The organism is Streptomyces sp. JLSY215 (assembly GCF_059682825.1).
The window spans coordinates 7,671,473-7,694,995 of the sequence record NZ_CM185022.1; the positions used below are offsets into that span (position 1 = coordinate 7,671,473).

Annotated in this window: 17 protein-coding genes; 9 read left to right on the forward strand and 8 right to left on the reverse strand. The window is 70.6% G+C overall.

Going from position 1 to position 23,523, the window contains the following annotated elements; genetic code table 11:
• Positions 1-290 precede the first annotated feature (290 nt).
• Positions 291-905, forward strand: coding sequence for a GTP-binding protein (locus tag AC5677_RS33925; protein ID WP_497191707.1), 615 nt, complete (start codon positions 291-293; stop codon positions 903-905).
• Between the two features lie 93 nt (positions 906-998).
• On the opposite strand, the gene AC5677_RS33930 is transcribed toward AC5677_RS33925, so the two are convergent.
• On the reverse strand, positions 999-1,427 hold the full coding sequence (locus AC5677_RS33930; protein WP_497191708.1) for a PPOX class F420-dependent oxidoreductase: 429 nt from the start codon (positions 1,425-1,427) through the stop codon (positions 999-1,001).
• 165 nt (positions 1,428-1,592) lie between these two features.
• On the opposite strand from AC5677_RS33930, the gene AC5677_RS33935 reads away from it, so the two are divergent.
• Entirely contained in the window at positions 1,593-2,000 is a 408-nt protein-coding gene (locus tag AC5677_RS33935; protein ID WP_497191709.1) for a roadblock/LC7 domain-containing protein, read from the forward strand.
• Between the two features lie 79 nt (positions 2,001-2,079).
• Complete coding sequence (locus AC5677_RS33940) at positions 2,080-2,976, forward strand: DUF6397 family protein (RefSeq protein ID WP_497191710.1); 897 nt, start codon at positions 2,080-2,082, stop codon at positions 2,974-2,976.
• Here AC5677_RS33940 and AC5677_RS33945 read toward each other — a convergent pair.
• Positions 2,907-3,776, reverse strand: a complete 870-nt coding sequence (locus AC5677_RS33945) for an acyl-CoA thioesterase (protein ID WP_497191711.1) — start codon at positions 3,774-3,776, stop codon at positions 2,907-2,909. The two genes, AC5677_RS33940 and AC5677_RS33945, sit on opposite strands and share 70 nt — an antisense overlap.
• A gap of 52 nt (positions 3,777-3,828) precedes the next feature.
• Positions 3,829-6,342 carry a DEAD/DEAH box helicase gene (locus AC5677_RS33950; RefSeq protein ID WP_497191712.1) on the reverse strand — a complete coding sequence of 838 codons (2,514 nt, stop codon included), beginning with the start codon at positions 6,340-6,342 and terminating at the stop codon, positions 3,829-3,831.
• A gap of 377 nt (positions 6,343-6,719) precedes the next feature.
• Here AC5677_RS33950 and AC5677_RS33955 point away from each other — a divergent pair, with 377 nt between their 5' ends.
• The 3 genes from AC5677_RS33955 to AC5677_RS33965 all read left to right on the forward strand — a co-directional run bounded on the left by AC5677_RS33955 (position 6,720) and on the right by AC5677_RS33965 (position 10,388).
• Positions 6,720-8,129, forward strand: a complete 1,410-nt coding sequence (locus AC5677_RS33955; protein ID WP_497191713.1) for a purine-cytosine permease family protein — start codon at positions 6,720-6,722, stop codon at positions 8,127-8,129.
• 114 nt (positions 8,130-8,243) lie between these two features.
• Positions 8,244-9,440 carry an alpha/beta hydrolase family protein gene (locus AC5677_RS33960; RefSeq protein ID WP_497191714.1) on the forward strand — a complete coding sequence of 399 codons (1,197 nt, stop codon included), beginning with the start codon at positions 8,244-8,246 and terminating at the stop codon, positions 9,438-9,440.
• Positions 9,441-9,596: 156 nt separating this feature from the next.
• The gene (locus AC5677_RS33965; RefSeq protein ID WP_497191715.1) at positions 9,597-10,388 is read left to right on the forward strand and encodes a metal-dependent hydrolase; all 792 of its coding nucleotides are present in this window, start codon (positions 9,597-9,599) and stop codon (positions 10,386-10,388) included.
• Positions 10,389-10,493: 105 nt separating this feature from the next.
• Here AC5677_RS33965 and AC5677_RS33970 read toward each other — a convergent pair whose 3' ends face one another.
• Both AC5677_RS33970 and AC5677_RS33975 read right to left on the reverse strand, forming a co-directional pair.
• Positions 10,494-12,275 (reverse strand): ABC transporter ATP-binding protein, encoded by a 1,782-nt coding sequence (locus AC5677_RS33970; protein WP_497191716.1) that lies wholly within the window; start codon positions 12,273-12,275, stop codon positions 10,494-10,496.
• A complete protein-coding gene (locus AC5677_RS33975; protein WP_497191717.1) occupies positions 12,272-14,089 on the reverse strand; it encodes an ABC transporter transmembrane domain-containing protein in 1,818 nt (605 codons plus the stop codon). The genes AC5677_RS33970 and AC5677_RS33975 overlap by 4 nt, the downstream gene beginning before the upstream one ends.
• Before the next feature lie 244 nt (positions 14,090-14,333).
• Between AC5677_RS33975 and AC5677_RS33980 the strand changes: the two genes are divergently transcribed.
• Both AC5677_RS33980 and AC5677_RS33985 read left to right on the forward strand, forming a co-directional pair.
• Entirely contained in the window at positions 14,334-15,080 is a 747-nt protein-coding gene (locus AC5677_RS33980; RefSeq protein ID WP_497191718.1) for a L,D-transpeptidase family protein, read from the forward strand.
• Positions 15,081-15,296: 216 nt separating this feature from the next.
• Entirely contained in the window at positions 15,297-16,730 is a 1,434-nt protein-coding gene (locus AC5677_RS33985) for a cation:dicarboxylate symporter family transporter (protein WP_497191719.1), read from the forward strand.
• A gap of 82 nt (positions 16,731-16,812) precedes the next feature.
• On the opposite strand, the gene AC5677_RS33990 is transcribed toward AC5677_RS33985, so the two are convergent.
• On the reverse strand, positions 16,813-18,258 hold the full coding sequence (locus tag AC5677_RS33990) for a Gfo/Idh/MocA family protein (protein WP_497191720.1): 1,446 nt from the start codon (positions 18,256-18,258) through the stop codon (positions 16,813-16,815).
• A 344-nt stretch (positions 18,259-18,602) separates the two neighbouring features.
• Between AC5677_RS33990 and AC5677_RS33995 the strand changes: the two genes are divergently transcribed.
• Positions 18,603-19,979 (forward strand): alpha-amylase, encoded by a 1,377-nt coding sequence (locus AC5677_RS33995; RefSeq protein WP_497191721.1) that lies wholly within the window; start codon positions 18,603-18,605, stop codon positions 19,977-19,979.
• A gap of 41 nt (positions 19,980-20,020) precedes the next feature.
• Here AC5677_RS33995 and AC5677_RS34000 read toward each other — a convergent pair whose 3' ends face one another.
• Positions 20,021-22,954 carry an FAD-binding and (Fe-S)-binding domain-containing protein gene (locus AC5677_RS34000; protein ID WP_497191722.1) on the reverse strand — a complete coding sequence of 978 codons (2,934 nt, stop codon included), beginning with the start codon at positions 22,952-22,954 and terminating at the stop codon, positions 20,021-20,023.
• Between the two features lie 32 nt (positions 22,955-22,986).
• A complete protein-coding gene (locus AC5677_RS34005) occupies positions 22,987-23,442 on the reverse strand; it encodes a MarR family winged helix-turn-helix transcriptional regulator (RefSeq protein ID WP_497191723.1) in 456 nt (151 codons plus the stop codon).
• Positions 23,443-23,523: the final 81 nt, after the last annotated feature.

The following is a 23,523-nucleotide window of genomic DNA, read 5'->3' on the forward strand; positions in this document are numbered from 1 at the left end:
GGCGGGGAACCGGCAGCGGGCGCCGGACGTTCCGGGATCGGAACCGTTCACGAGAGCGCAACGGCCGGTCCCCGGCGGGCCGGATGCTACGACGGAACGCACCGCTCCGGACGCAACGGCCCGAACTCCATACGGTTTCGTTGAAATCGAAGATAAACGCGATCAGTCGGCGGTACGGTCCTCGCCATGGATTTCCGGACGGCACTCTGCCGCCGGGGGCTTCCGCCGTCGAGCCCTGCATCCGAACACCCCCGTGACATGCCTGACCTGCATTCAGGAGGAGACGTCCGATGAACGTTGCACGAGGGGCCCAGGAGGGCGCAAACCCGGGCCCCGACTCCGAGCTGGGCCTGAAGATCCTGGTCGCGGGCGGCTTCGGAGTGGGCAAGACAACCCTGGTGGGATCGGTCAGCGAGATCCGTCCGCTGCGCACCGAGGAGCGGCTCACCGAAGCGGGCACGTCGGTGGACGACACCGGGGGAGTGGAGGGCAAGAGCACCACCACGGTGGCCATGGACTTCGGCCGCATCACCATCAGGCAGGGCCTGTCCCTCTATCTCTTCGGCACCCCGGGCCAGGGCCGCTTCTGGTTCCTGTGGGACGACCTGTCGGACGGCGCGCTGGGCGCCGTGGTGCTGGCCGACACCCGGCGCCTGGCGGACTGCTTCCCGGCGGTGGACTACTTCGAGCGCCGCGCCATTCCGTTCCTGGTCGCCGTCAACTGCTTTGCGCAGTCGCGGTCCTACGGCGCCGACGAGGTGGCCCGCGCCCTTGACCTGGACCGTGGGACCCCCGTGGTGCTGTGCGACGCGCGGGACCGCGACTCCGGCAAGGAAGTGCTGATACGGCTGGTCGAACACGCCGGCCGGCGGCACACCGCGCGGCAGCTGCACTCGGTCGGGTAGCGGGCCGGCCGGTCGCCCCGGTCGCCCCGGTCGCCCCGGTCGCCCCGGTCGCCCGGGTCGCCCCGGTCGCCCGGGTCGCCCCGGTCGCCGTGGTCAGTCGGCGAGGCCGGCGATGGCTACGGCCTTGGCGATTTTTACGCGCACGACGAGTTCGCCGGGTACGCCGTTGCGGGCGCCGTATTCCTCCGCTCGGTCCTCTCCCATGTAGCGGGCCGCGATCCGGGTCGCCCAGTGCCGCACAGCGGTGAGATCCTCGCTGAGCTCCGCCGTCCCCTGGACGACCACGAAGGAGAACGGCGGCCGCTCGTCGTCCACGCACAGCGAAACTCTGTTGTCGCGGGCGAGATTGCGGCCCTTGACCGTCTCCTTCCCGGTGTTGAACACCAGCTCATCGTCGTCCATGAGGAACCACACCGGGGCGATGTGCGGGCTGCCGTCGGCCCGTACGGTCGACAGCTTGCCGGTGCGGGTGCCCTCGGAAAGAAAATTCCGCCACTCGTCCTTGGTCATCTTGTGTGCCATGCCGACATCCTCCCGTCCGCCGCGATCCGGCACGAAGTGGCACGCCGGTGCGGGGACCCGCTTGCCCAGACGCCGGAGGTGGGACAGGCTGGCACGGCAGTCGCGCACTGACTGCGCACTGCCGTGCGGTCAAGGAACCGGACGGGGATACGGGGAGGAAGCGGCATGGCACTGAGCAGCGGACTCGACTGGCTGCTGGACGACCTGACCAAGCGGGTGGAGAAGGTACGGCACGCAATGGTGCTCTCCAACGACGGGCTGGTGACCGGAGCGAGCCAAGCGCTGGAAAAGGCGGACGCCGAACATCTGGCGGCGGTCGCCTCGGGACTGCACAGCCTCGCGAAAGGCTCCGGGCTGCACTTCCGGGCCGGGCGGGTACGCCAGACCATGGTCGAGTTCGACGAGGGGATGCTGTTCGTAACGGCGGCGGGCGACGGCAGCTGTCTGTGCGTGCTGGCCGGAGCCGACGCCGACATGGGGCAGATCGCTTACGAAATGACGCTGTTGGTCAATCGCGTGGGCGAGCATCTGGGCGTCGCGGTCCGTCGGCCGGAAAGTTATCCACAGGCCTGAGGCGGAGGTTGACCCGCTGTCGCACCCCGCCGTTACAGTCGTGACTGTCAGTAATCGACTGTGGTGCGGGGGAAGTGACATGACAGTGATGTGCGATGGGCAGCAGACATTCGCCGTGGGGCGTGCCGCCCAGGAACTGGAGCTGAGGAGCGGCGAGTTCGAGCTCGCCACCCAGCTCGGTGAAGTACGGACGGTCCCGGCCGGGGCGGAGGAACGGCCGGGCACCGCCGGACCGCTCGGGCGGCGCCGGGTCCTGGCGCAGGAGATCGCCCGGCTCCAGGCCGAGCCAGGCTTCCCCGACACGCTCCGCGAGCGCATCCGCACGGTCGGCACGAACGAGGCGGCCGAGCTGATGCGGATCGGCCCCGGACGCTTCCAACGCCTGACCCGGGCCGGCTGCTTCGGTCCGGTCAGGTTCTATGTGAACCGCTTCGGTGCGGTGGTCTGGCTCTATCTCGCCGCCGAGATCGCCGAATTCGCCGACCGGGAACCGGAGTTGCTGCAGGGCAACACCCCGGCCGCGATGCGGGTGATCCTCGACGGCGGACAGGACTGGCGGCCACGGCAGTGGCGTGCCCGGCGGGTGGCGCAGCTCATGGGGCAGACGGACGATCCCTGGGAATCGGCGGCGGTGATCGCCGCCGTGCTGCCGCCCGAGGAACTGGCCTCGGTCGTCGAAGACCCGAAGGAGCGCCTACTGCTCCGCCGGCTCAGGCCCGTCTTCGCCTCCGTGATCACGGCGACCGTCGCCGCCCGGGAATCGTTCGAACGGGTGCTGACGGCGGAGGAGTTCGACGAGGTGATGTGGTACCGCGTCAATCTCACCCGGGCCCTCGAAGCCGCCCGCAAGGAAGACCCGGGGCGGCATCGGAGCCCGGTGGTACGGCAGTCCGCGGCCGAGCGGAATCAGCCGCCGAGCTTTCGGAACAGTCCCTCCTGGACGACCGAGACCAGCATCCTGCCGTCGCGGTCGTAGATCCGTCCGCGGGCCAGGCCCCGGCCGCCGGTGGCGATCGGGGACTCCTGGTCGTAGAGGAACCACTCGTCCGCGCGGAACGGACGGTGGAACCACATCGCATGGTCGAGCGAGGCCATGTCGAAGCCCCGGGGCCCCCACAGCGGCTCGATCGGGATGCGGACGGCGTCCAGCAGCGTCATATCGCTGGCGTAGGTCAGCGCGCAGGTGTGCACCAGCGGATCGTCACCCAACGGCCCCACCGCGCGCATCCATACCGCGCTGCGCGGCTCCGCATTCTCGATCTCGTCCGGCGTCCAGCGCAGCCGGTCGACATACCGGATGTCGAACGGCTGCCTGCGGGCGAACCGCTCCAGGGCCTCGGGCAGATCGCCCAGGTGCTCGCGGACCTCGTCCGCGACCGTGGGCAGCTCCTCCGGGTCGGGCACCGCCCGGCGCATCGGCAACTGATGATCGAAGCCGGCTTCCGGCGGATGGAAGGAGGCGGTCAGATTGAAGATCGTGCGTCCCTGCTGGACCGCGACAACGCGACGGGTGGTGAAGGACCGCCCGTCGCGGACCCGCTCGACCTGGTACACGATCGGCACCCCGGGCCGGCCCGGCCGGAGGAAGTACGCGTGCAGCGAGTGGACCGGGCGGTCGCCTTCCGTCGTCCGCCCGGCCGCCACCAGCGCCTGGCCCGCGACCTGCCCGCCGAAGACGCGCTGGAGGCTTTCCTGCGGACTGCGGCCCCGGAAGATGTTCACCTCGATCTGCTCCAGATCCAGCAGATCCACCAGCCTCTCGGCGGGATTGGTCATGACCGGCGGCCCTCCATCGCATCCCACGACGGCCTCGGGCGAAGCCGTCTCCTCACAGCTGCCCCACATCGGTGACGCGTACCACCGCACGCCCCTCCTCGTCGGAGGCGGCCAGATCCACCTCCGCGGAGATGCCCCAGTCGTGGTCACCGTTCGGGTCGGCGAAAGTCTGCCGCACCTTCCACAGTCCGTGTGCGGCATCCTCCTCAATACTCAGCAGCTTCGGGCCGCGCGCGTCCGGGCCGGTGCCCAGGTCGTCGTATTCGTCCCAGTAGGCGTCCATCGCCTCGCCCCAGGCATCCGCGTCCCAGCCGGAGTCGGCATCCATCTCGCCGAGCTCCTCGACCTTGTCCAGCGCCGCCAGCTCCACCCGGCGGAACATCGCATTGCGCACCAGCACCCGGAAGGCACGGGCATTGGCCGTGACGGGCCGGACCTGATCCGCCCGCTCCTGCGCCTGCTCCGCGGTCTCTTCCTCGGGATTGGCGAGCTGCTCCCATTCGTCCAGCAGGCTGGAGTCCACCTGCCGCACCATCTCGCCCAGCCAGGCGATGATGTCCTGGAAGTCCTCGGACTTCAGATCGTCCGGCACGGTGTGATCCAGGGCCTTGAACGCACTCGCCAGGTAGCGCAGCACGATCCCCTCGGTGCGCGCCAGCTCGTAGAACGACGTGAACTCCGTGAAGGTCATGGCGCGTTCGTACATGTCGCGGATGACGGACTTCGGCGACAGCGGATGGTCGCCCACCCACGGATGACTCCGGCGGTAGAGGCCGTAGGCGTGGGAGAGCAGCTCGTCCAGCGGCTTGGGGTACTCGACGTCCATGAGCCGCTCCATGCGGTCCTCGTACTCGACGCCATCGGCCTTCATCTGGGCGACCGCCTCGCCCCGGGCCTTGTTCTGCTGCGCGGCCAGGATCTGCCGGGGGTCGTCCAGCGTGGACTCCACGACCGAGACCATGTCCAGCGCGTAGGACGGCGACTCCGGGTCGAGGAGATCGAACGCGGCAAGCGCGAAGGTGGACAGCGGCTGGTTGAGCGCGAAGTCCTGCTGAAGGTCGACGGTCAGCCGGACGATCCGGCCCTCCGCATCCGGCTCCTCGAGCTGCTCGACGATCCCGCCGTCCACCAGCGACCGGTAGATCGCGATGGCCCGACGGATGTGCCGCAGCTGGTTCCGGCGCGGCTCGTGATTGTCCTCCAGCAGCTGGCGCATCGCCTCGAAGGCATTGCCCGGCCGTGCGATCACCGACAGCAGCATCGCGTGAGTGACCCGGAAACGGCTGGTCAGCGGCTCGGGATCGGAGGCGATGAGCTTCTCGAAGGTGTTCTCGCCCCAGTTGACGAAGCCCTCCGGCGCCTTCTTGCGCACGACCTTGCGGCGCTTCTTCGGGTCGTCGCCCGCCTTCGCCAGCGCCTTCTCGTTCTCCACGACGTGCTCGGGCGCCTGCGCGACCACGAACCCGGCGGTATCGAACCCCGCCCGGCCCGCCCGGCCGGCGATCTGGTGGAACTCCCGGGCCCGCAGCGTCCGCACCCGGGTCCCGTCGTACTTCGTCAGCGCGGTGAACAGCACCGTCCGAATCGGCACATTGACCCCGACGCCCAGCGTGTCCGTACCGCAGATCACCTTCAGCAGGCCCGCCTGGGCCAGCTTCTCCACGAGCCGGCGGTACTTCGGCAGCATGCCGGCGTGATGCACACCGATGCCGTGCCGCACATAGCGCGACAGGTTCTGTCCGAACTTGGTGGTGAACCGGAAGTTCCCGATGAGCTGTGCGATCTCGTCCTTCTCGGCACGCGTGCACATATTGATGCTCATCAGCGCCTGCGCCCGTTCCACGGCGGCGGCCTGGGTGAAGTGCACGATGTACACAGGCGACTGGCGGGTCTCCAGCAGCTCGGTGAGCGTCTCCGTCATCGGCGTGCTGCGGTATTCGTACGACAGCGGCACGGGCCGGGTCGCGGAGCGCACCACCGACGTCGGCTTGCCGGTGCGCCGGGTCAGGTCCTCCTCGAACCGCGACATGTCGCCGAGCGTCGCCGACATCAGGATGAACTGCGCCTGCGGCAGTTCCAGCAGCGGAATCTGCCAGGCCCAGCCGCGGTCCGCCTCGGCATAGAAGTGGAACTCGTCCATGACGACCTGGCCGATGTCGGCATGCTTGCCGTCGCGCAGGGCGATGGAGGCGAGCACCTCGGCGGTGCAGCAGATGACCGGCGCATCGGAATTGACCGAAGCGTCGCCGGTCAGCATTCCGACGTTCTCGGTGCCGAACAGCTTGCACAGATCGAAGAACTTCTCCGACACCAGGGCCTTGATGGGCGCGGTGTAGAAGGTGACCTGGTCATTGGCGAGGGCGGTGAAGTGCGCGCCGGCCGCCACGAGGCTCTTCCCGGAGCCGGTGGGGGTGGACAGGATGACGTTCGCACCCGAGACCACCTCGATCAGCGCCTCCTCCTGGGCAGGGTAGAGCGCGATGCCCTGCTGCTCGGCCCAGCCCGAAAAGGCTTCGAAGAGGGCATCGGGGTCGGCGTCGTTCGGCAAATGATCGATGAGGGTCACGCCCCCATACTGCCTGTCCGGGGCCCGGATCAGGGAACCGGCCGCACATCCGAAGATCGGATGGCCGTCGCGTCGGCCTCCCGCACGGTGACGACGCCCGGCCCGCGGCATCTGAGCTGCGGCGATACGGCCCGCGGAGGGCCGGGACAGCCGGGGCGGGGCGGGGGCGGGCCCGAGGCGGGGACGCAGGCGGTCGGCGGAACGCCTTCTACGATGGATTGCGTCGGCGAGGCGTCCCCTTCCCTCGTCACCACAGTCAAGGAAACCGCTGGTCGGGAGGGTGGCGGCCGTATCGGCCGGCCGGTCGAGGGGCCCCCTTCCCGGTCCTTCCGCTGCTCGGCTTACCGTAAGCGCCGCAAACGAAGCCCGGGAGAGCCATGACCATCGAGCAGTCCACCTTCGGCGGGCGGATGCCCGCGAGAGCCGGCGACCTGGCGGTCGAACGGCACGGTATCCAGCCCGTGCCGGAAAGTAACCGCTACGGAAGGCCCGGACGGCTCTTCACCGTGTGGTTTGCGCCCAATCTCACCATGAGCGGCGTTTTCACCGGCACCGTGGGCATTTCGCTGGGGCTGGACTTCTGGACCGCACTCATCGCGATGGTGCTCGGCACGGTCATCGGCGCGCTGCCGGCCGCCTATCTGTGCACCTGGGGCAGCCAGACCGGCACCGGCCAGCTGCCGCTGTCGCGACTGGCCTTCGGCGGCGGTGTGGTGCTGCCCGGCATCATGCAGTGGCTCTCCTCCATCGCCTGGGACGCGCTCATCGGTCTGTTCGGCGGCGAGGCGCTGGCCCAGCTGCTCGGGTGGCCGTTCTGGCTGGGTGCACTGGTGGTCCTGCTGCTGCAGGGCGCCGTCGGCGTCTTCGGCTATGAGGCCCTGCATCAGCTCCAGACCTGGATGACCTTTGTGCTGGGCGCCGCCTTCCTGGTGCTCAGCGTCAAGCTGCTGTCCGGCGTGCCGCTCCCCGCAGCGGGCTCCGTGCACGGCGCCGACCGCGTCGGGGCCTTCGTCCTGACCAGCACCATCGCGCTGAGCCTGGCGATCTCGTGGGCGCCCTACGCCTCCGACTTCAGCCGCTACCTGCCCCGCACGACCTCGCAGCCCCGGATGTTCTGGTTTTCCCTGCTCGGCATGGTGCTCTCCTACGTCTGGGTCCAGACGCTGGGGCTGTGGGGCGCCAAGCTGTTCACCGACCAGACCGCCGCAGGCGTCCACGGCCTCCTGGGCGGCGGCGCCCTCGCCGCCTTCGGGCTGCTGGCCATCGCGGCCGCGGCGGTGTGCAGCAACGCCATGAACGACTACAGCGGCTCCCTGGCCCTGCAGGCGGCCGGCGTACGGATTCCCCGGCCCCTCGCCGCCGGCGTGGCCGCCGTGCTCGGCTTTCTGCTGGTCCTGTGGATGCACTCCGCGGACACCACGGCCCGCTTCCAAAACGTCCTGCTGTTCGTGGGCTATTGGATACCCGGCTTCATCGGCGTGGTGATCGTTGACGCCCGGCAGCGGGCCAAGGCCCGCAAGGGCGCGCCGATCGATGTCGCGGCCGAGTTCGCGCGTCCCCAGCCGTGGTGGCCCGCGGCCGTCGCCTTCGTGGCCGCGTTCGCCGCCGCCGTGCCCTTCATGGACACCACCCTCTTCGTCGGCCCGGTGGCGGCCGCGCTGCATGGCGCCGATCTTGCGTACTACGTCGCCTTCGCGGTCGCCGTGGCCGTCTATGCGCCGCTGCGGCGCCTGGCCGGGACACGTGCGGCCCGGACGCCGGAGGCGACGGGGACCGCGGCCGCGTAGCGGGCGGCGGCGCTGGACCGTTCGGAGGGGATACGGAATCGGCGTGCGGCCGGAGGTACCCGCCGAGGGTAAGGGTGAGGCGACCCGTGCCGCCCTCGCCAAGGAGCCGCGCCCGTGCCTCCCCTCTCCAGCGACCCGCTGTTCCAGTCGTTCACCGAGCGGGCGCTTGCCCTGAGCACCCGCGGGGGCGCGGAGTACGGCGAGTGCGAGAAGACCGTGGGGCGGATCGTCCCGGGGGACGTCGCCGGATGGCACCGGGAATGGTCGGCGACCGCCGCGACGGTGGAGTCCTGGGCGCGCGAGAGCGACGACCGCGGCCATCGGGTGAGCGCCCGCGAGGCGTACCAGCGGGCGAGCACCTATTACCGCGTCTCCTACTTCCCGCTCTTCGGCGCCCCGGTCGAGCCCCGGCTGGTCGAAGCGTTCGACCACGAGAGCCGCTGCTTCGCCCGCTTCGCGGAGCTCGCGGAGCACCCCATGCGGCCCGTGGAGATCCCCTTCGAGCGCGGCACCTTGCCCGGCTACCTGTGCGCGCCGCGGAACGGGGGCACGGCCCGGCCGACGCTCATCGGCGTCAACGGCTACGACTCCAACATCCACGAGATGTACTGGTCGCACGCCGTTCCCGCGCTGCGCCGCGGCTATGCCTGCCTGCTCGTCGACGGACCGGGCCAGGGACGGTCCCTCGTCAAGGACGGCCTGACGCTGCGCCCGGACTGGGAGACCGTGCTGCGTCCCGTCGTCGATCATGCTCTGACGCTGCCGGAGGTCGACGCCGAGCGGATCGCCGTCATGGGCTGGAGCTTCGGCGGCTGTCTGGCACCGCGCGGGGTCAGCGGCGAGCCGAGGATCGCGGCGCTGATCGCCGACCCCGGGCACTGGGATCCGTCGGCCTTCGCCAAGCAGCTGCCGTTGCCGCAGGACCTCAAGGAGCGGCTGCCCGATGTGGACCCGGCGGAACTGGATCCGTACCTCGCCGGGATCGCGGACGATCCGATCCTGAAATGGAAGCTGGTCCAGCGCGCGCTGTGGGTGCACGGTCTGCGTTCGCTCGGCGAGTACGTCGTGGAGATGCGGCGCTACCGGCTGGCGGATGTGGTGGGTTCCATCGCCTGCCCCACGCTCGTCGCGGCCGCCGAGAACGACCCGACGTCGGCGCAGGCGGAGCAGCTGTACGAGGCGCTGAAGTGCCCCAGGAAGCTGGTCCGCTTCACGGCTGACGAGGGATCGGCCGGACACTGCGAGAGCCACAATCGCTCCCGGTTCGACCAGCGGGTGTTCGACTGGCTGGACGAAGTACTGGGTGTGTGAGGCCGCACCCGCGCGACCTGCGGAGATCATCTGACGCTACGCTGAGTCGCCGAGCCGACCGGGCGTCAAAAGCATGGCGGCGGAGCGGGGTCGGAAGCGCCTTGGCAGCGCGCGGGCCGACACAACAGCCGACACAACAAGGGTGGGGGAACGACCATGATGGGACCGGCGCATTCGCTGTCCGGGGCCGCGGCCTGGCTGGGGGTGGGCGCGGCGGCCGATGCCGCCGGGCACCCGATGCCCTGGCCGGTGCTGTTGTGCGGAGCGCTGATCTGTGCCGGCGCGGCGCTCGCCCCCGACCTCGACCACAAGTCCGCCACCATCTCCCGCTCCTTCGGCCCCCTCTCGCGGATGGTCTGCGAGGTGGTCGACAACATTTCGCACGCGGTCTACAAGGCCACCAGGATGCGCGGCGACTCCAACCGCAACGGCGGGCACCGCACCCTCACCCACACCTGGGTGTGGGCCGTGCTGGTCGGCGGCGGCATGTCCCTGCTGGCGATGAAGGGCGGCCGGTGGGCGGTCCTGGCCATCCTCTTCGTCCATATGGTCCTCGCCATCGAGGGCCTGCTGTGGCGGGCGGCGCGGGTCTCCAGCGATGTGCTGGTCTGGCTGCTGGGCGCGGCCTCGGCCTGGATCCTGGGCGGCATTCTCGACCAGCCGGGCAACGGCGCGCACTGGCTGTTCACGGGACCGGGCGAGGAGTACCTCTGGCTGGGCCTGCCCGTCGTGCTCGGCGCGCTGGTCCATGACATCGGTGACGCGCTGACCGTCTCCGGCTGCCCCGTGCTGTGGCCCATCCCGATAGGCCGCAAGCGCTGGTACCCGATCGGCCCGCCCAAGGGCATGCGCTTCAAGGCGGGCAGCTGGGTGGAGATCAAGGTCCTGATGCCGGTCTTCATGGTGCTCGGCGGCGTCGGCGCCCTCGGCGCCCTCGGCTACATCTGACCGGCGCGCGCCGCGGCCCGGGGGTCGCGGCGCGCACCCGCGAGGACTGCCGCCCCCGTGGAGACGAAGGCCGGCAGGCCTGACGACCACCACGGCGGCGACCGGTCACCCGTGCCAGGACCGCCACAGCGCCGCATACGCCCCCTCCGCGGCGACCAGCTCGTCGTGACTGCCCAGTTCGCTGATCCGGCCCTCCTCGACGACCGCGATCAGATCCGCGTCATGCGCGGTGTGCAGCCGGTGCGCGATGGCCACCACCGTGCGGCCGTCCAGCACCTTGCCCAGCGAGCGTTCGAGATGACGGGCCGCCCGCGGATCCAGCAGCGATGTGGCCTCGTCCAGCACCAGCGTGTGCGGGTCGGCGAGTACCAGCCGGGCCAGCGCTATCTGCTGGGCCTGCGCGGGGGTGAGCGGATGGCCGCCGGAGCCGACCTCGGTGTCCAGGCCCTCGTCCAACGCGCCCGCCCAGTCGTCGGCGTCCACCGCGCGCAGCGCCGCCCACAGTTCGGCATCGGCCGCGCTCGTGCAGGCGAGCAGCAGATTGTCGCGGAGCGAGCCCACGAAGACGTGGTGTTCCTGGTTGACCAGCGCCACATGGGCGCGGACCCGTTCGGCGGGCATCTCCGACAGCTCGGCGCCGCCCAGGGTGACGGTGCCCGTACGCGGTCCGTAGATGCCCGCCAGCAGCCGGCCCAGCGTCGATTTGCCCGCGCCGGACGGGCCGACCAGCGCCAGCCGGCTGCCGGGGCGGACCTGGAGCGAGACGTCGTGCAGCACATCGACCCCGGCGCGGTAGCCGAACCGCACCTCGTCCGCGCGGACGTCCCGGCCGTCGGGCGTCACCCGCTCGTCCGCGGCCTCCGGTTCGATCTCCCGCACGCCCACCAGCCGCGCGATCGACACCTGCGCCACCTGCAGCTCGTCGTACCACCGCAGGACCATGCCGATCGGCTCGATCATCATCTGCGCCAGGAGCGCCCCCGTGGTCAGCTGACCGGGCGTCAGCCAGCCCTTCATGACGAAGGCGCCGCCGAGCAGCAGCACCGAGCCGAGCAGCAGCACATGCGTCACATTGACCACGGGAAAGAGCACCGATCGCAGGTACAGGGTGTACCGCTCCCACTGCGTCCATTCCCGGATCCTGCGCTCCGATTGGGCGATCCGGCGGGGGCCCAGCCGGTGTGCCTCGATGGTGCGTCCCGCGTCCACGGTCTCGGTGAGCGCGGCGGAGACGGCGGCGTATCCGGCGGCCTCGGAACGGTAGGCGCTCGGTGCACGCCTGAAGTACCAGCGGCAGCCGACGATCAGCACGGGCAGCGCGATGAGGACGGACAGCGCCAGCGGCGGCGCGGTCACGGTGAGCCCGCCGATCAGCAGCGCGATCCACACCACGCCGATGGACAGCTGCGGTACGGCCTCGCGCATCGCCTCCGCCAGCCGGTCGATGTCCGTGGTGATACGGGACAGCAGATCGCCGGTGCCGGCGCGTTCCAGAACGCTCGGCGGCAGCGCCACGGACCGTACGAGAAAGTCCTCGCGCAGATCGGCCAGCATCTGCTCGCCGAGCATCGCCCCGCGCAGCCGTACGGTCCCTACGAACACGGTCTGGGCGGTCAGCGCGAGGGCGAACAGCGCGAGGGTGCGGGCGAGGGGGATGTCGCGGTCGCCCGCGGAGAGGTCCTCGACCAGCTCGCCGAGGAGGTACGGACCGACCATCGAGGCGATCACCGCAGCGGCGTTCACCCCGATCAGGAGGGCGAAGGCCCGACGGTGACGGCGGATCAGGCCGGTGACGTAGCCGCGGACGGTCGCCGGGGAGCCGACGGGCAGGGTCGTGGTGGTCTGCGGGGCGTCCGGATCGTGCTCCGGTGGCGCCAGGCCGATCATGCGGTCTCCTCGAGCTGCGCGGGGGTTTGGTGTGCGGACGGTGCGGGTGCCGGGCGGGCCGGTGCGTCGTCGGTCTCGCGGGTGACGACGGCGCGGTAGCCGGGGTCGGTGCGCAGCAGTTCGCGGTGGGTGGCGGTGGCGGCGACCTTGCCCGCCGGGAGGAAGACCACCTCGTCGGCGCGGTCCAGCAGGAGGGGGCTGGAGGTGAGCACCACCGTCGTACGGCCGGTCCGGATCTCGCGGATGCCGTCGGCGATCCGCGCCTCGGTATGGGAGTCGACGGCGCTGGTCGGCTCGTCCAGCACCAGGACCGTGGGGTCGGTGACGAGGGAGCGGGCCAGGGCGAGGCGCTGGCGCTGGCCGCCGGACAGTGACCGGCCGCGTTCGGTGATCCGGGTACGCATCGGGTCCCCGGAGTCGTCGACGGACGCCTGCGCCAGCGCGGTCAGGACGTCGCCGCACTGCGCCGCGGCCAGCGCCTGAGCCGTGCCCACCCGCCCGGACGCCGGTACGTCGAGGAGTTCGCCGAGGGTGCCGGAGAGCAGGACCGGGTCCTTGTCCTGGACGAGGACGGCCGTCCGGGCGGCGTCGCGTGGGAGATCGTCCAGCGGGGTGCCGCCGAGGAGGACGGACGGCAGGGGTGCGGCATCCTCGTCCGGAGCGGGCGCGTGCCCGCCGAGGCGTTCGGCGAGCCGGCCCGCGGCGTCGGGGTCGCCGCAGACCACCGCGGTCAGCCGGCCTGCCGCGACGGTCAGGCCGCTGACGGGGTCGTGCAGATCGCCGTCGGGGGTGGTGGGGCCGGTGGTCCGGCCGTCGGCGGGCCTGGTCAGCGCGAGCACCCGCGCCGCGCGCTTCGCCGAGGGCCTGGAGAAGGAGTAGGCCATCGCGATCTCTTCGAAGTGGCGCAGCGGATAAAGCAGGAAGGCGACCGCGCTGTAGATGGTGACCAGCTCGCCGATGGCGATCCGGCCGTCGAGGGCGAGCCGGACGCCGTACCAGACCACCGCGATCAGCAGCAGGCCCGGGAGCGCGACCTGTACGGCCGAGATCAGGGACCACATACGGGCGCTGCGCACGGCGGCCTTGCGCACTTCCTGAGAGGCGCTGCGGTAGCGGCCGAGGAAGAGTTCCTCGCCGCCGATGCCGCGCAGTACCCGCAGCCCGGCGACGGTGTCGGACGCCAGTTCGGTCGCCTTGCCTGCCTTCTCGCGCTGGGCGTCGGCGCGCCGGGTGGCGGGCGGCAGCAGGGGCAGTACGGCCAGTGCCAGTACGGGCACGCCGAGGGCCACCACGACGCCGAGGGCGGGCTGATAGACCATCAGGGCGACGCAGACGCCGACCGAGGTCAGTGCCGCGGCGCCGAACCGGGAGATCGCCTCGACGAACCAGCCGATCTTCTCCAGGTCACCGGTGCTGACGGCGACGACCTCACCGGCCGCCACCCGCTGGGTCATGGTCGATCCGAGTTCGGTGGTCTTGCGGGCGAGCAGTTGCTGCACCCGGGCGACGGAGGTGATCCAGTTGGTGACCGCCGAGCGGTGCAGCATGGCGTCGCCGAGGGAGAGCAGAACCCCCAGGAGCACCATGAGGCCGCCGGACAGCATGAGTTGGCCGGTGTCGCGGTCCACCACGGCCTGTACGGCGATGCCCACCGGCAGGGGGAACGTGGCCACCGCGCCGGTGTGCACCAGCCCCCATAACAGGGCCTTGGCCTGCCCGCCGAGCTGCTGTTTGTAGAGCCACAGGAGAAAACTGCCGCCCGTACGGACGTCCGGGACGCCGGGGTCGGGGTGCGGAAGGTCGCGAATGTGCATGATGTCCAAGACGTGTCGTGGGCGGATGTTCCGGCCGGAGGCGGAGCGGTGCGGCGGGCGGGAACGCGTGGGGGAGTGGGTGGGGAGGAGTATCCGGAGCGGAAGATGGAAGGTTGGCGCGCCGGGCGTGCCGATTTCAAACGGTTTTCCGTCGCCGGCGTGGGTATCGGGCCAATCGTGTGGGACGCGTAGGTGACGGGCGGGTGCTGAAGGTTCGTCGCACTTCCGGTGCGACGATGTGGCCATGCGAATTGCGGGCAGTGCGATGAGGGTGGCGGCGATGGCCGCGGGGCTGGTGCTTCTGGCGGGCTGTGGGGGCGGCGCGAGCGGCGGGGACGGCAAGGATGACGGCGCGGGGAAGAAGGAGCGGCCCGGCGGCCCGGCGCGTGGTACGTCGACGACCACACACCTCAAGGACATCCCCGAGGTCGGCAGCGCCCTGCGGTCGCGGATCCCGGCCGATTCCCGGCAGGTTGTCGCTGTTTACGGGCAGGGTCCGGACTCCGCCGAGTCCACCGTCGTGCTCTTCGAAAAGGGTGCCCGGGGCTGGGACCGCACGGCGAAGTGGGCCGCGCACAACGGCCGTCACGGCTGGACGCTGAACCACCATGAGGGCGACAAGCGCAGCCCCGTGGGGGTGTTCTCGCTGACCGACGCGGGTGGCGTCCTCGCGGACCCGGGTGCCCGGCTGCCGTACACGCACTCGCCGCAGTTCACGCCGCCCTCGTACTGGGACAAGGGCACCCGGCACGATTTCGACTATGTCGTCGCCATCAACTACAACCGCGTCAAGGGCACCTCGCCGCTGGACCCGACGCGTCCCCAGGGGCAGTCCAAGGGTGGCGGGATCTGGATGCATCTGGATCACGGAAGCGGGACCTCCGGCTGCGTCAGCATCCCCAAGGAGGCGATGGCGGCCCTGCTGCGTGCGCTCGACCCGGCGCGGCATCCCGTTGTGGTGATGGGGGACAAGGCGCATCTCCTTGCATGAGGGCGCGGCCTGGCGTGCAGAGGTGGGTGCGGCGGCAGAGCGGGAGGCGGGGCAAAGCGCGCCTAGCGGGCCAGTCGGGCGGCCGCGGCCTGGATCAAGCTCCAAGATTTCCCGGGAATTGACACCGGCCTCTTTCGTGCGGAACGCCAGACGGCAATAGTGACGGACCGCGGAAGTCCAATTCCGTATGCCAGAACCGTCCATGGAGGAGTGCCCGTGCCGCACGCCAATGGAACCCTCATACGCCGCGCCGGCCGTCTGCTGCGCACCAGTCTGTTTGCGCAGGTGCTCATCGCCCTGGTCCTCGGCGTCCTCGTCGGACGCCTCTGGCCGGGGGCGGGGTCGTCGCTCCAGCCGCTCGGCGACGGCTTCGTCCGGCTGATCAAGGCGATGATCGCCCCGCTGGTCTTCTGTGTCGTCGTCGCCGGCATCACCAAGGCGGGCGACCTCAAGGCCTTCGGCCGGATCGGGGTCAAGGCCCTGATCTGGTTCGAGGTCGCCACCAGCATCGCGCTGGTCGTCGGCCTGCTCGCCGGCAATGTCTTCGCGCCCGGCGCCGGAATGCATGTCGATCCCGCGTCCCTCGACAAGGGCGCGGTCGACGCCAAGACGGACGGTGGACAGCTGCCCTCCGCCGCCCAGTTCGTCCTGGAGTCGCTGCCGAACAGTGCGGTCGGCGCCTTCGCCGAGAACTCCCTGCTCCAGGTCCTGGTGCTGGCCTGCCTGGTGGGCGCCGCGCTGCTGCACCTCGGGCAGCGGAAGGTCCCGGCGATCCTGCCGCTGATCGAGCAGGCCCAGGACGTCGTGTTCACCATTGTCGGCTACATCATGAGGCTCGCCCCGCTCGCGGTCTTCGGTGCCACCGCCCACCTCGTCGGGGAATACGGGCTGGGCGCGATGTCGACCTACGGCAAGCTGATCGCGGTCTGCTACGGCGTCGCGCTGGCCTTCCTCGTCCTGCTCGGGCTCGCCCTCAAGGCGGTCACCGGGCTGAGCCTGTGGAAGTTCGTCCGCTACACCCGCGAGGAAATGCTCCTCGCGCTCGGCACCGGATCCAGCGAAACCGTGATGCCGCGGATGATGCAGAAGCTGCGGGCCGCGGGCTGCCGGGACGATGCGGTGGGCCTGGTGCTGCCGACCGGCTACTCCTTCAACCTCGACGGCGCCTCGATCTACCTCTCCATCGGCACGCTCTTCATCGCGCAGGCCATCGGCGTCGATCTCTCGCTCGGCCAGCAGATCACCGTCGTCCTGGTGCTGATGCTCACCAGCAAGGGCATGGCCGGGGTGCCGGGTTCGGCGTTCCTCGCACTGTCCGCGACCGCTTCCGCGCTGGGCGTCATCCCGGCCGCCGCGGTGGCCCTGTTGCTCGGTGTCGACCGGATCATGGACTCGATGCGGGTGGCGACCAATCTGCTCGGCAACTGCGTCGCGGTGTTCGCGGTGTCCCGCTGGGAGGGGGCGCTGGACCGGGTGACGGCGAAGAAGGTCCTGAACGGCGAGCTGCCCGCGGAGACGGCGGCGGATGTGCCGGCGCAGCACGGGGAGAAGGCCGGGCAGGCGGAGAAGGCACCGCACGCGGAGACGGCGGGGCAGACGGAGAACGCGGCCGAGCCGGACGGTATCGCCGTCGTCACCGGCGAGAAATGACCCCGGGGCCCGGCGGGCGGCACCGTCCGCCGGGCCCCGTCCCCCGACGCTCCTACTCCTCCCTACTTCTCCCTACTCCTCCCTATTCCTCCGGCTTCTGCGAATCCATCCCCGGCCGGGCCTTCTTCCACAGCCCCCGGGTGAAGTCGGGGATCTCCTGCGGCGCGCCCTTCGCCTTGATGGAGAGATCGCTCAGCGGCACCGGTGCCGTCCAGGTCGCCGCGTCGTAGACGTCGAAGTCGGGCACCAGGCCCAGCCGCATGCACTGCATCAGCCGGAAGACGAGCATGTAGTCCATTCCGCCGTGGCCGCCGGGCGGATTGGCGTGCTCCTTCCAGAGCCAGTGGTCCCATTCCGCGTACTGCGCGAAGTCGCCCCACTCGTCGTTGCTCTGGTCGGGCTCGATATAGATCCGCTCGGGGTAGTCCTCGAAGACGCCCTTGGTGCCGCCGAGGCTGTTGATGCGGCTGTAGGGATGCGGGGTGGAGACATCGTGCTCCAGCCGGATCACCCGGCCCTTGGCGGTCTGGACGAGGCTGATCGTCCGGTCGCTCTCGATGTACGACTCCTTCCAGCTCGGGTCGTTCGGCGGCATGTGCTCCTTGCGGTACGCCGCCAGGCCCAGTGCGGGGGTGCCGAAGCTGGAGATCCGTACGGCCCGGTCGCCGCGATTGATGTCCATGTAGTTGGCCACCGGACCGAAGCCGTGGTTGGGGTAGAGGTCGCCGCGCAGCCGGGTGTGCCAGAGCCGGCGCCACGGGCCCTCGTAGTACTTGGGGTCGAACATCAGGCCGCGCAGATCGTGGTTGTAGGCGCCCGCACCGTGCAGCAGCTCGCCGAACAGCCCGGCATGCGCCATGCGCAGCACCCGCATCTCGTTTCTGCCGTAACAGCAGTTCTCCAGCTGCATGCAGTGCCTGCGGGTTCTTTCGGAAAGATCCACCAGTTCCCACAGCTGGTCCAGCCGCAGCGAGAGCGGGCATTCCACCCCGACATGCTTGCCGTTGAGCAGGGCGGTCCTCGCCATCTCGAAGTGCCAGTCCCAGGGCGTGGCCGCGTAGACGAAATCGATGTCGCCGCGCTTGCAGAGGTTTTCGAAATCGTGGTCGCCGTTTGCGTACACCGCGGGGGCGGGCTGTCCGGCGTCGGTGACCTTCTTGGCGGCCTTGGCGATCTTTTCCTTCACCGGGTCGCACAGGGCGACGACGCGTACGCCGGGCACCGCGAGAAACAGGTCGATCATGCTGCCGCCGCGGTTGCCGAGGCCGATGAGGCCGACGCGTACGGTGCTGCGCCGCTCGAAGGGCACCCCGATCATGGTCTTGCCCGTGGCCTCGGGGGTCGCCGCGGCAGCCGTTGCGGTCTCCGCGGCGGCCGGCGTGGCCGCCGCGGCGCTGCCCGCCGTGAGCCCGCCGATCCCCAGCCCGGCACCCGCCGCACCGGCGGTCCACAGGACCGAGCGCCGGCTCGGTCCCGCCTCGTCGTGGTCGCGAAGGGGTTCGTGGTTCTGCTGTACCGACTCGTTCACCGGTCCTCCTGAGAGCGGCGCGGATGGTGCGCGGGCATACGGAACCTCGGTCAGGACCTTGGCGGTTGAGCCACCTGAGGCACAAGAGGGCAAGTTGGACTCTTGGGGCGGCGCGCTTGGACTCTTTCGTTGCCTTGCAGTAAGAGCCGCACAACTGCATCTTTCGCAAGACGCTGAAAAGCCTTGCACTTTCTGGCGCTCGAACCTTGACGTGTCCACGAGCGAAACGGCAGGCTCCGATACGGGATCCGACGGGATCCACAACCCCCCATGGCGGCCTGGCGCGTGGCTGCTCACCAGGGCGTGGTGTGCCCTGCCGCGTCCGCTGATGAAGGAGCCGCACAATGCAGCATCGTTCCCGTGTGCTGGGCGGGGCGCTGGCCGGCGTACTGGCCGCGGCCGGCCTGGCCACCCTCGCGCCATGGCCCTCGCAGGCCACCCCACCTGGCGAAAAGACCGTCACGGCCACCATGTTCGAGCGGAAGTTCGCCGATGTGGCCCGAGCCTGCACCGACCAGCTGGGCCCGGCCGGCTACGGCTATGTCGAGATCTCGCCCGCCTCCGAGCACATCCAGGGCGGCCAGTGGTGGACCTCGTACCAGCCCGTCAGCTACAAGATCGCCGGTCGGCTCGGCGACCGGGACGCCTTCGCCTCGATGGTGAAAACCTGTCACGGCGCGGGCGTGAAAGTTATTGCGGATGCCGTCATCAACCACATGGCGGCCGGATCCGGTACGGGCACCGGCGGCACGCAGTACAGCAAGTACACCTACCCCGGCTACTACCAGGACCAGGACTTCCACGGCTGCCGTAAGAACATCTCCGACTACGGCGACCGCAACGACGTCCAGACCTGCGAACTGGTCGGCCTCGCCGACCTCGACACCGGCAGCGACTACGTCCGCACCACCATCGCCAAGTACCTCGACGACCTGCGGTCGTTGGGCGTCGACGGCTTCCGGGTGGACGCCGCCAAGCACATCTCCGCCACCGACCTCGCCGCCATCAAGGGCAAGATGAGCGACCCCGGTTACTGGGTGCAGGAAGTCATCTACGGTGCCGGGGAGGCGGTCCGGCCCGACGAGTACACCGGCATCGGCGACGTCGACGAATTCCGCTACGGCGCGCACCTCAAGAGCGCCTTCCAGGGCGGCAACCTCGCCCAGCTCAAGACCGTCGCGGACGGCAAACTCGGCGCCGACAAGGCCCGTACCTTCGTCGACAACTGGGACACCGAACGCAACGGCTCGACGCTCACCTACAAGGACGGCGCCGCCTACACCCTCGCCAACGTCTTCATGCTCGCCTCGCCCTACGGATCCCCGAACGTCTACTCCGGCTACGAGTGGTCCGACAAGGACGCGGGCCCGCCCAGCGGCACCGACGGCTGGACCGACGAACACGCCAAGCGGGAGATCACCGGCCTGGTCGGCTTCCGTAACGCGGTGGGCTCGGCCGAACTGACCGACTGGTGGGACAACGGCGGCAGCGCCATCGCCTTCGGCCGGGCAGGCAAGGGCTTCGTCGCGATCAACAACGGTGACGGCGAAGTCCAGCGGACCTTCGCCACCTCACTGCCCGCCGGCACCTACTGCAATGTCGCCAAGGCCGCGCCGGACAGCTGCTCCGGCAACACCGTCGGCGTCGGCGACGACGGCACCGCGCAGCTGACCGTCCCGGCCAGGAGCGCCGTCGCCCTGCACGTGGGCGCCAGGAGCTGACCCGGCCGCACCCGCCCTGCGAGCGGGCCCCTCGCGCCGCCTCAGTCCGGCCGAGTGGCCCGCTCCAGCTCCATCAGCACCGAGTGGTACCCCCGCCCACCGGTCGCATGGTCCATCCCCACCTCACACATCCTGTTCGCCGACAGATGCGCGTCGAAGGGCCCTCGCGCCGTGACCTCGGCCGCCTCCTTCGCCGTCGCCGACTCCGTCAGCTCCCGGTGCAGCATCCCGCGGTCGCCGGCGAACGCACAGCAGCCCACGTCGTCCGGCACCACGACCTCCCGGGCACACGCCTCGGCGACCTCCCGCAGCTGCGCCTCGTCCCCCAAGTGCCGCATGGAACAGGTGGGATGGAGCACGGCGGAGCCGACGGTGCGCACGATCTCCAGGCGTGGCAGCAGCTCCTCGGCGGCCCAGACCACGGAGTCGACGACGTTCAGCCCGGCGTGCAGCGCGCGATTGTCCGGCGTCAGATACGGCACGACCTCGTGGGCCAGGCCGAGCGTGCAGGAGGAGGCGTCCACGACCAGCGGCAGCCGCCCGCCCGCCGTCCAGCCCCACGCCGCTTCCACGATGCGGTTGGCCATCACCCGGTTGCCCTCGTCGTACCCCTTGGAGTGCCAGATGGTGGCGCAGCACGTACCGGTGACGTCCGACGGGATCCACACCGGACGGCCCGCCCGCCGGGACACCGCCACCACCGCCTGGGGGAGCGAGGGGCCGCGGTATCCGGCCGGTTCGCCGAAGATCCGGTTCACACATGCGGGGTAGTAGACGGCGGCCGCCCCGGTCTTCCGGGTGACGGGCAGCGTCCGGGCCGCGGCTCCCGGGGTCCCCGGCAGCCACTCGGGAATCAGATCCGGGCGTACGGCCTTGCGGGCGGCGCCGGTCACCGACGCCGGCAGCCGGTCGCCGAGCCGGTGCGCGGCCGCCACCGCGAGCCGCGCGGACCGCTCCACGGCCCCGAACCACCGGGCGCACTGCGCGGCCGCCCACTCCTCGCGCGGCGAGTGCCGCCGGTGCCGGAAGTCCCGCATCATCGCGCCGGTGTCGATGCCCACCGGGCAGGCCAGTTTGCAGGTCGAGTCGCCGGCGCAGGTGTCCACCGCGGCATAGCCGTACGCCGCCAGCAGCTCCTCGGTGACCGGGGAGCCGGGCGGCTGGCGCATCATCTCGCGGCGCAGCACGATCCGCTGGCGGGGGGTGGTGGTGAGGTCCTCGCTGGGACAGGTCGGTTCGCAGAAGCCGCATTCGATGCAGGGGTCGGCGACCGCCTCGACCTCGGGGATGGTCTTGAGCCCGCGCAGATGCCCTTTCGGGTCGCGGTCGAGCAGGACGCGCGGCGCGAGGATGCCGTGCGGATCGACGGTCTCCTTGATCCGCCACATCAACTCCGTTGCCCGCGGCCCCCATTCGAGCTCCAGGAACGGTGCGATGTTCCGGCCGGTCCCATGCTCCGCCTTCAGCGAGCCGTCGAAACGCTGGACGGTCAGCCGGCAGAACTCGTCCATGAAGGAGGCGTAGCGCGCCACATCGCCGGGCTTCCCGGCGTCGAAGGCGAGCAGGAAGTGCAGATTGCCGTGCGCGGCGTGGCCGGCGACCGCCGCGTCGAAGCCGTGCCGGGCCTGCAGCTCCAGAAGGCAGGCGCAGGCGTCGGCGAGCCGGGACGGCGGCACCGCGAAATCCTCGGTGATCAGCGTCGTCCCGGCCGGCCGGGAGCCGCCCACCGCCGTCACGAAGGCCCGACGGGCCTTCCAGTAACGGCCGATGGTCCCCGGGTCGCGGGTGAAGGCGTTGGTGACGGACGCCACCGGCGCGATCGGCTCCAGCCCCTCCAGTACGCGCTCCGCGGCCTCTTCGTACGCCCGCTGCGCGGCCTCGTCCGGCGCCCGGAACTCCACCAGCAGCGCCGTGGTCTCCCTCGGCAGCTCCGCCCAGTCGGCCGGCACCCCGGCCACCCGCACCGAGGCGCGCAGCGTATTGCCGTCCATCAGCTCCACGGCCCGCGCGCCCGCTGCGTTGAACGCCGGTACGGCCGCGGCCGCGGCGCGCAGCGTGGGGAAGAACAGCAGCGCGCTGGTGGTGTGCCGGTCCAGCGGCAGCGTGTCGAAGACGGTCTCGGCGATGAAGCCGAGGGTGCCCTCGGAGCCGACCATCAGCCCGCGCAGGATCTCCACCGGCGTCGACCCGTCCAGGAAGGCGTCCAGCCGGTAGCCGTTGGTGTTCTTGATCTCGTACTTGGCGCGGATCCTGGCGACCAGCGCCGGGTCCGCCTCGATGTCGGCCTTCAGTGCCAGCAGCCCGGCGCACAGGGCGGGCTCGGCATGCGCCAGCTCCGCCTCGGCGTCCGGATCCGCGGTGTCCACGATCGTGCCCGAGGGGAGGACGAGGGTGACGGAGGACAGCGTCCGGTAGGAGTTGCGGGTGGTGCCGGCCGTCATCCCCGAGGAGTTGTTGGCGACCACACCGCCCAGGGTGCAGGCGATCGCGCTGGCCGGATCGGGGCCCAGCAGCCGGCCGTGCCGGGCGAGGGTGGCATTGGCCCGCGCGACCGTCGTCCCCGGCCGGATCCGGGCGCGGGAGCCGCCGCCCAGCACCTCGATCCCGGTCCAGTGGCGGCGTACGTCCACCAGGATGTCCTCGCCCTGCGCCTGCCCGTTCAGCGAGGTCCCGGCGGCGCGGAGGACGACATTGCGGCCCTTGCCATGGGCGTACGAGAAGACGGCGGAGATGTCGTCGATGTCCTCGGCCAGTACCACCACCTGCGGCACGAAGCGGTACGGGCTGGCGTCCGAGGCATAGCGGACCAGGTCGGAGACGGTGTGGAGCACCTTGTCCGGGCCGAGCAGCGCGATCAGGTCGCCGCGCAGCGGTTCGGGGGTGCCACTCGCGCGACCGTCGGCCACCCGGTCGTGCGCGGGAGCTGTGGTGGCGGTGGGCCGCAGGGCTTCGGGGCGGGGCTCCAGCAGGGGCATGGCGGGCACTCCTCCGATGACTGTGCGTCAGGTCAGTGCGGTTCACCCGGCCCGTCGACCAGAGTGGACAGCAGTCCGCCGAGCACCTCGCGCTGGTCGGCGGTGAGTGGAGCCAGGATCTCTTCCGCCGCGGCCCGCCGCGCGCTGCGCAACGCGCGCAGCGTGGACCGGCCGGTGTCGGTCAGCTCGATCCGTACCACCCGGCGATTGGCCGGATCGGGCACCCGGCGTACCGCGCCCTGCGCCTCCAGGGCGTCCACCAGCGTCGTCACCGCCCGCGGTACGACCTCCAGCCGCTCGGCGAGATCGGCCATCCGGGGCGCGGTGCCGCGGTAGTGGCCGACGGTGCGCAGCAGCCGCGACTGCGCCGGGGTGAAGGCGATGTCCAGGTGCGCCATATGGCGCTTCTGGGCGCGGTGCATCCGGCGGGTCAGCCGTACCAGCTGCTCGGGGAGGTTGGTGCCGACCGTCGGCTCAGGGATGGGCATGCCCCGAGGGTAGCAGGACATGGTTCATTGTGAGCTTAGGTAACAATGAGCTAAGCTCCTTGAAATTCCGTACTCCCGCAC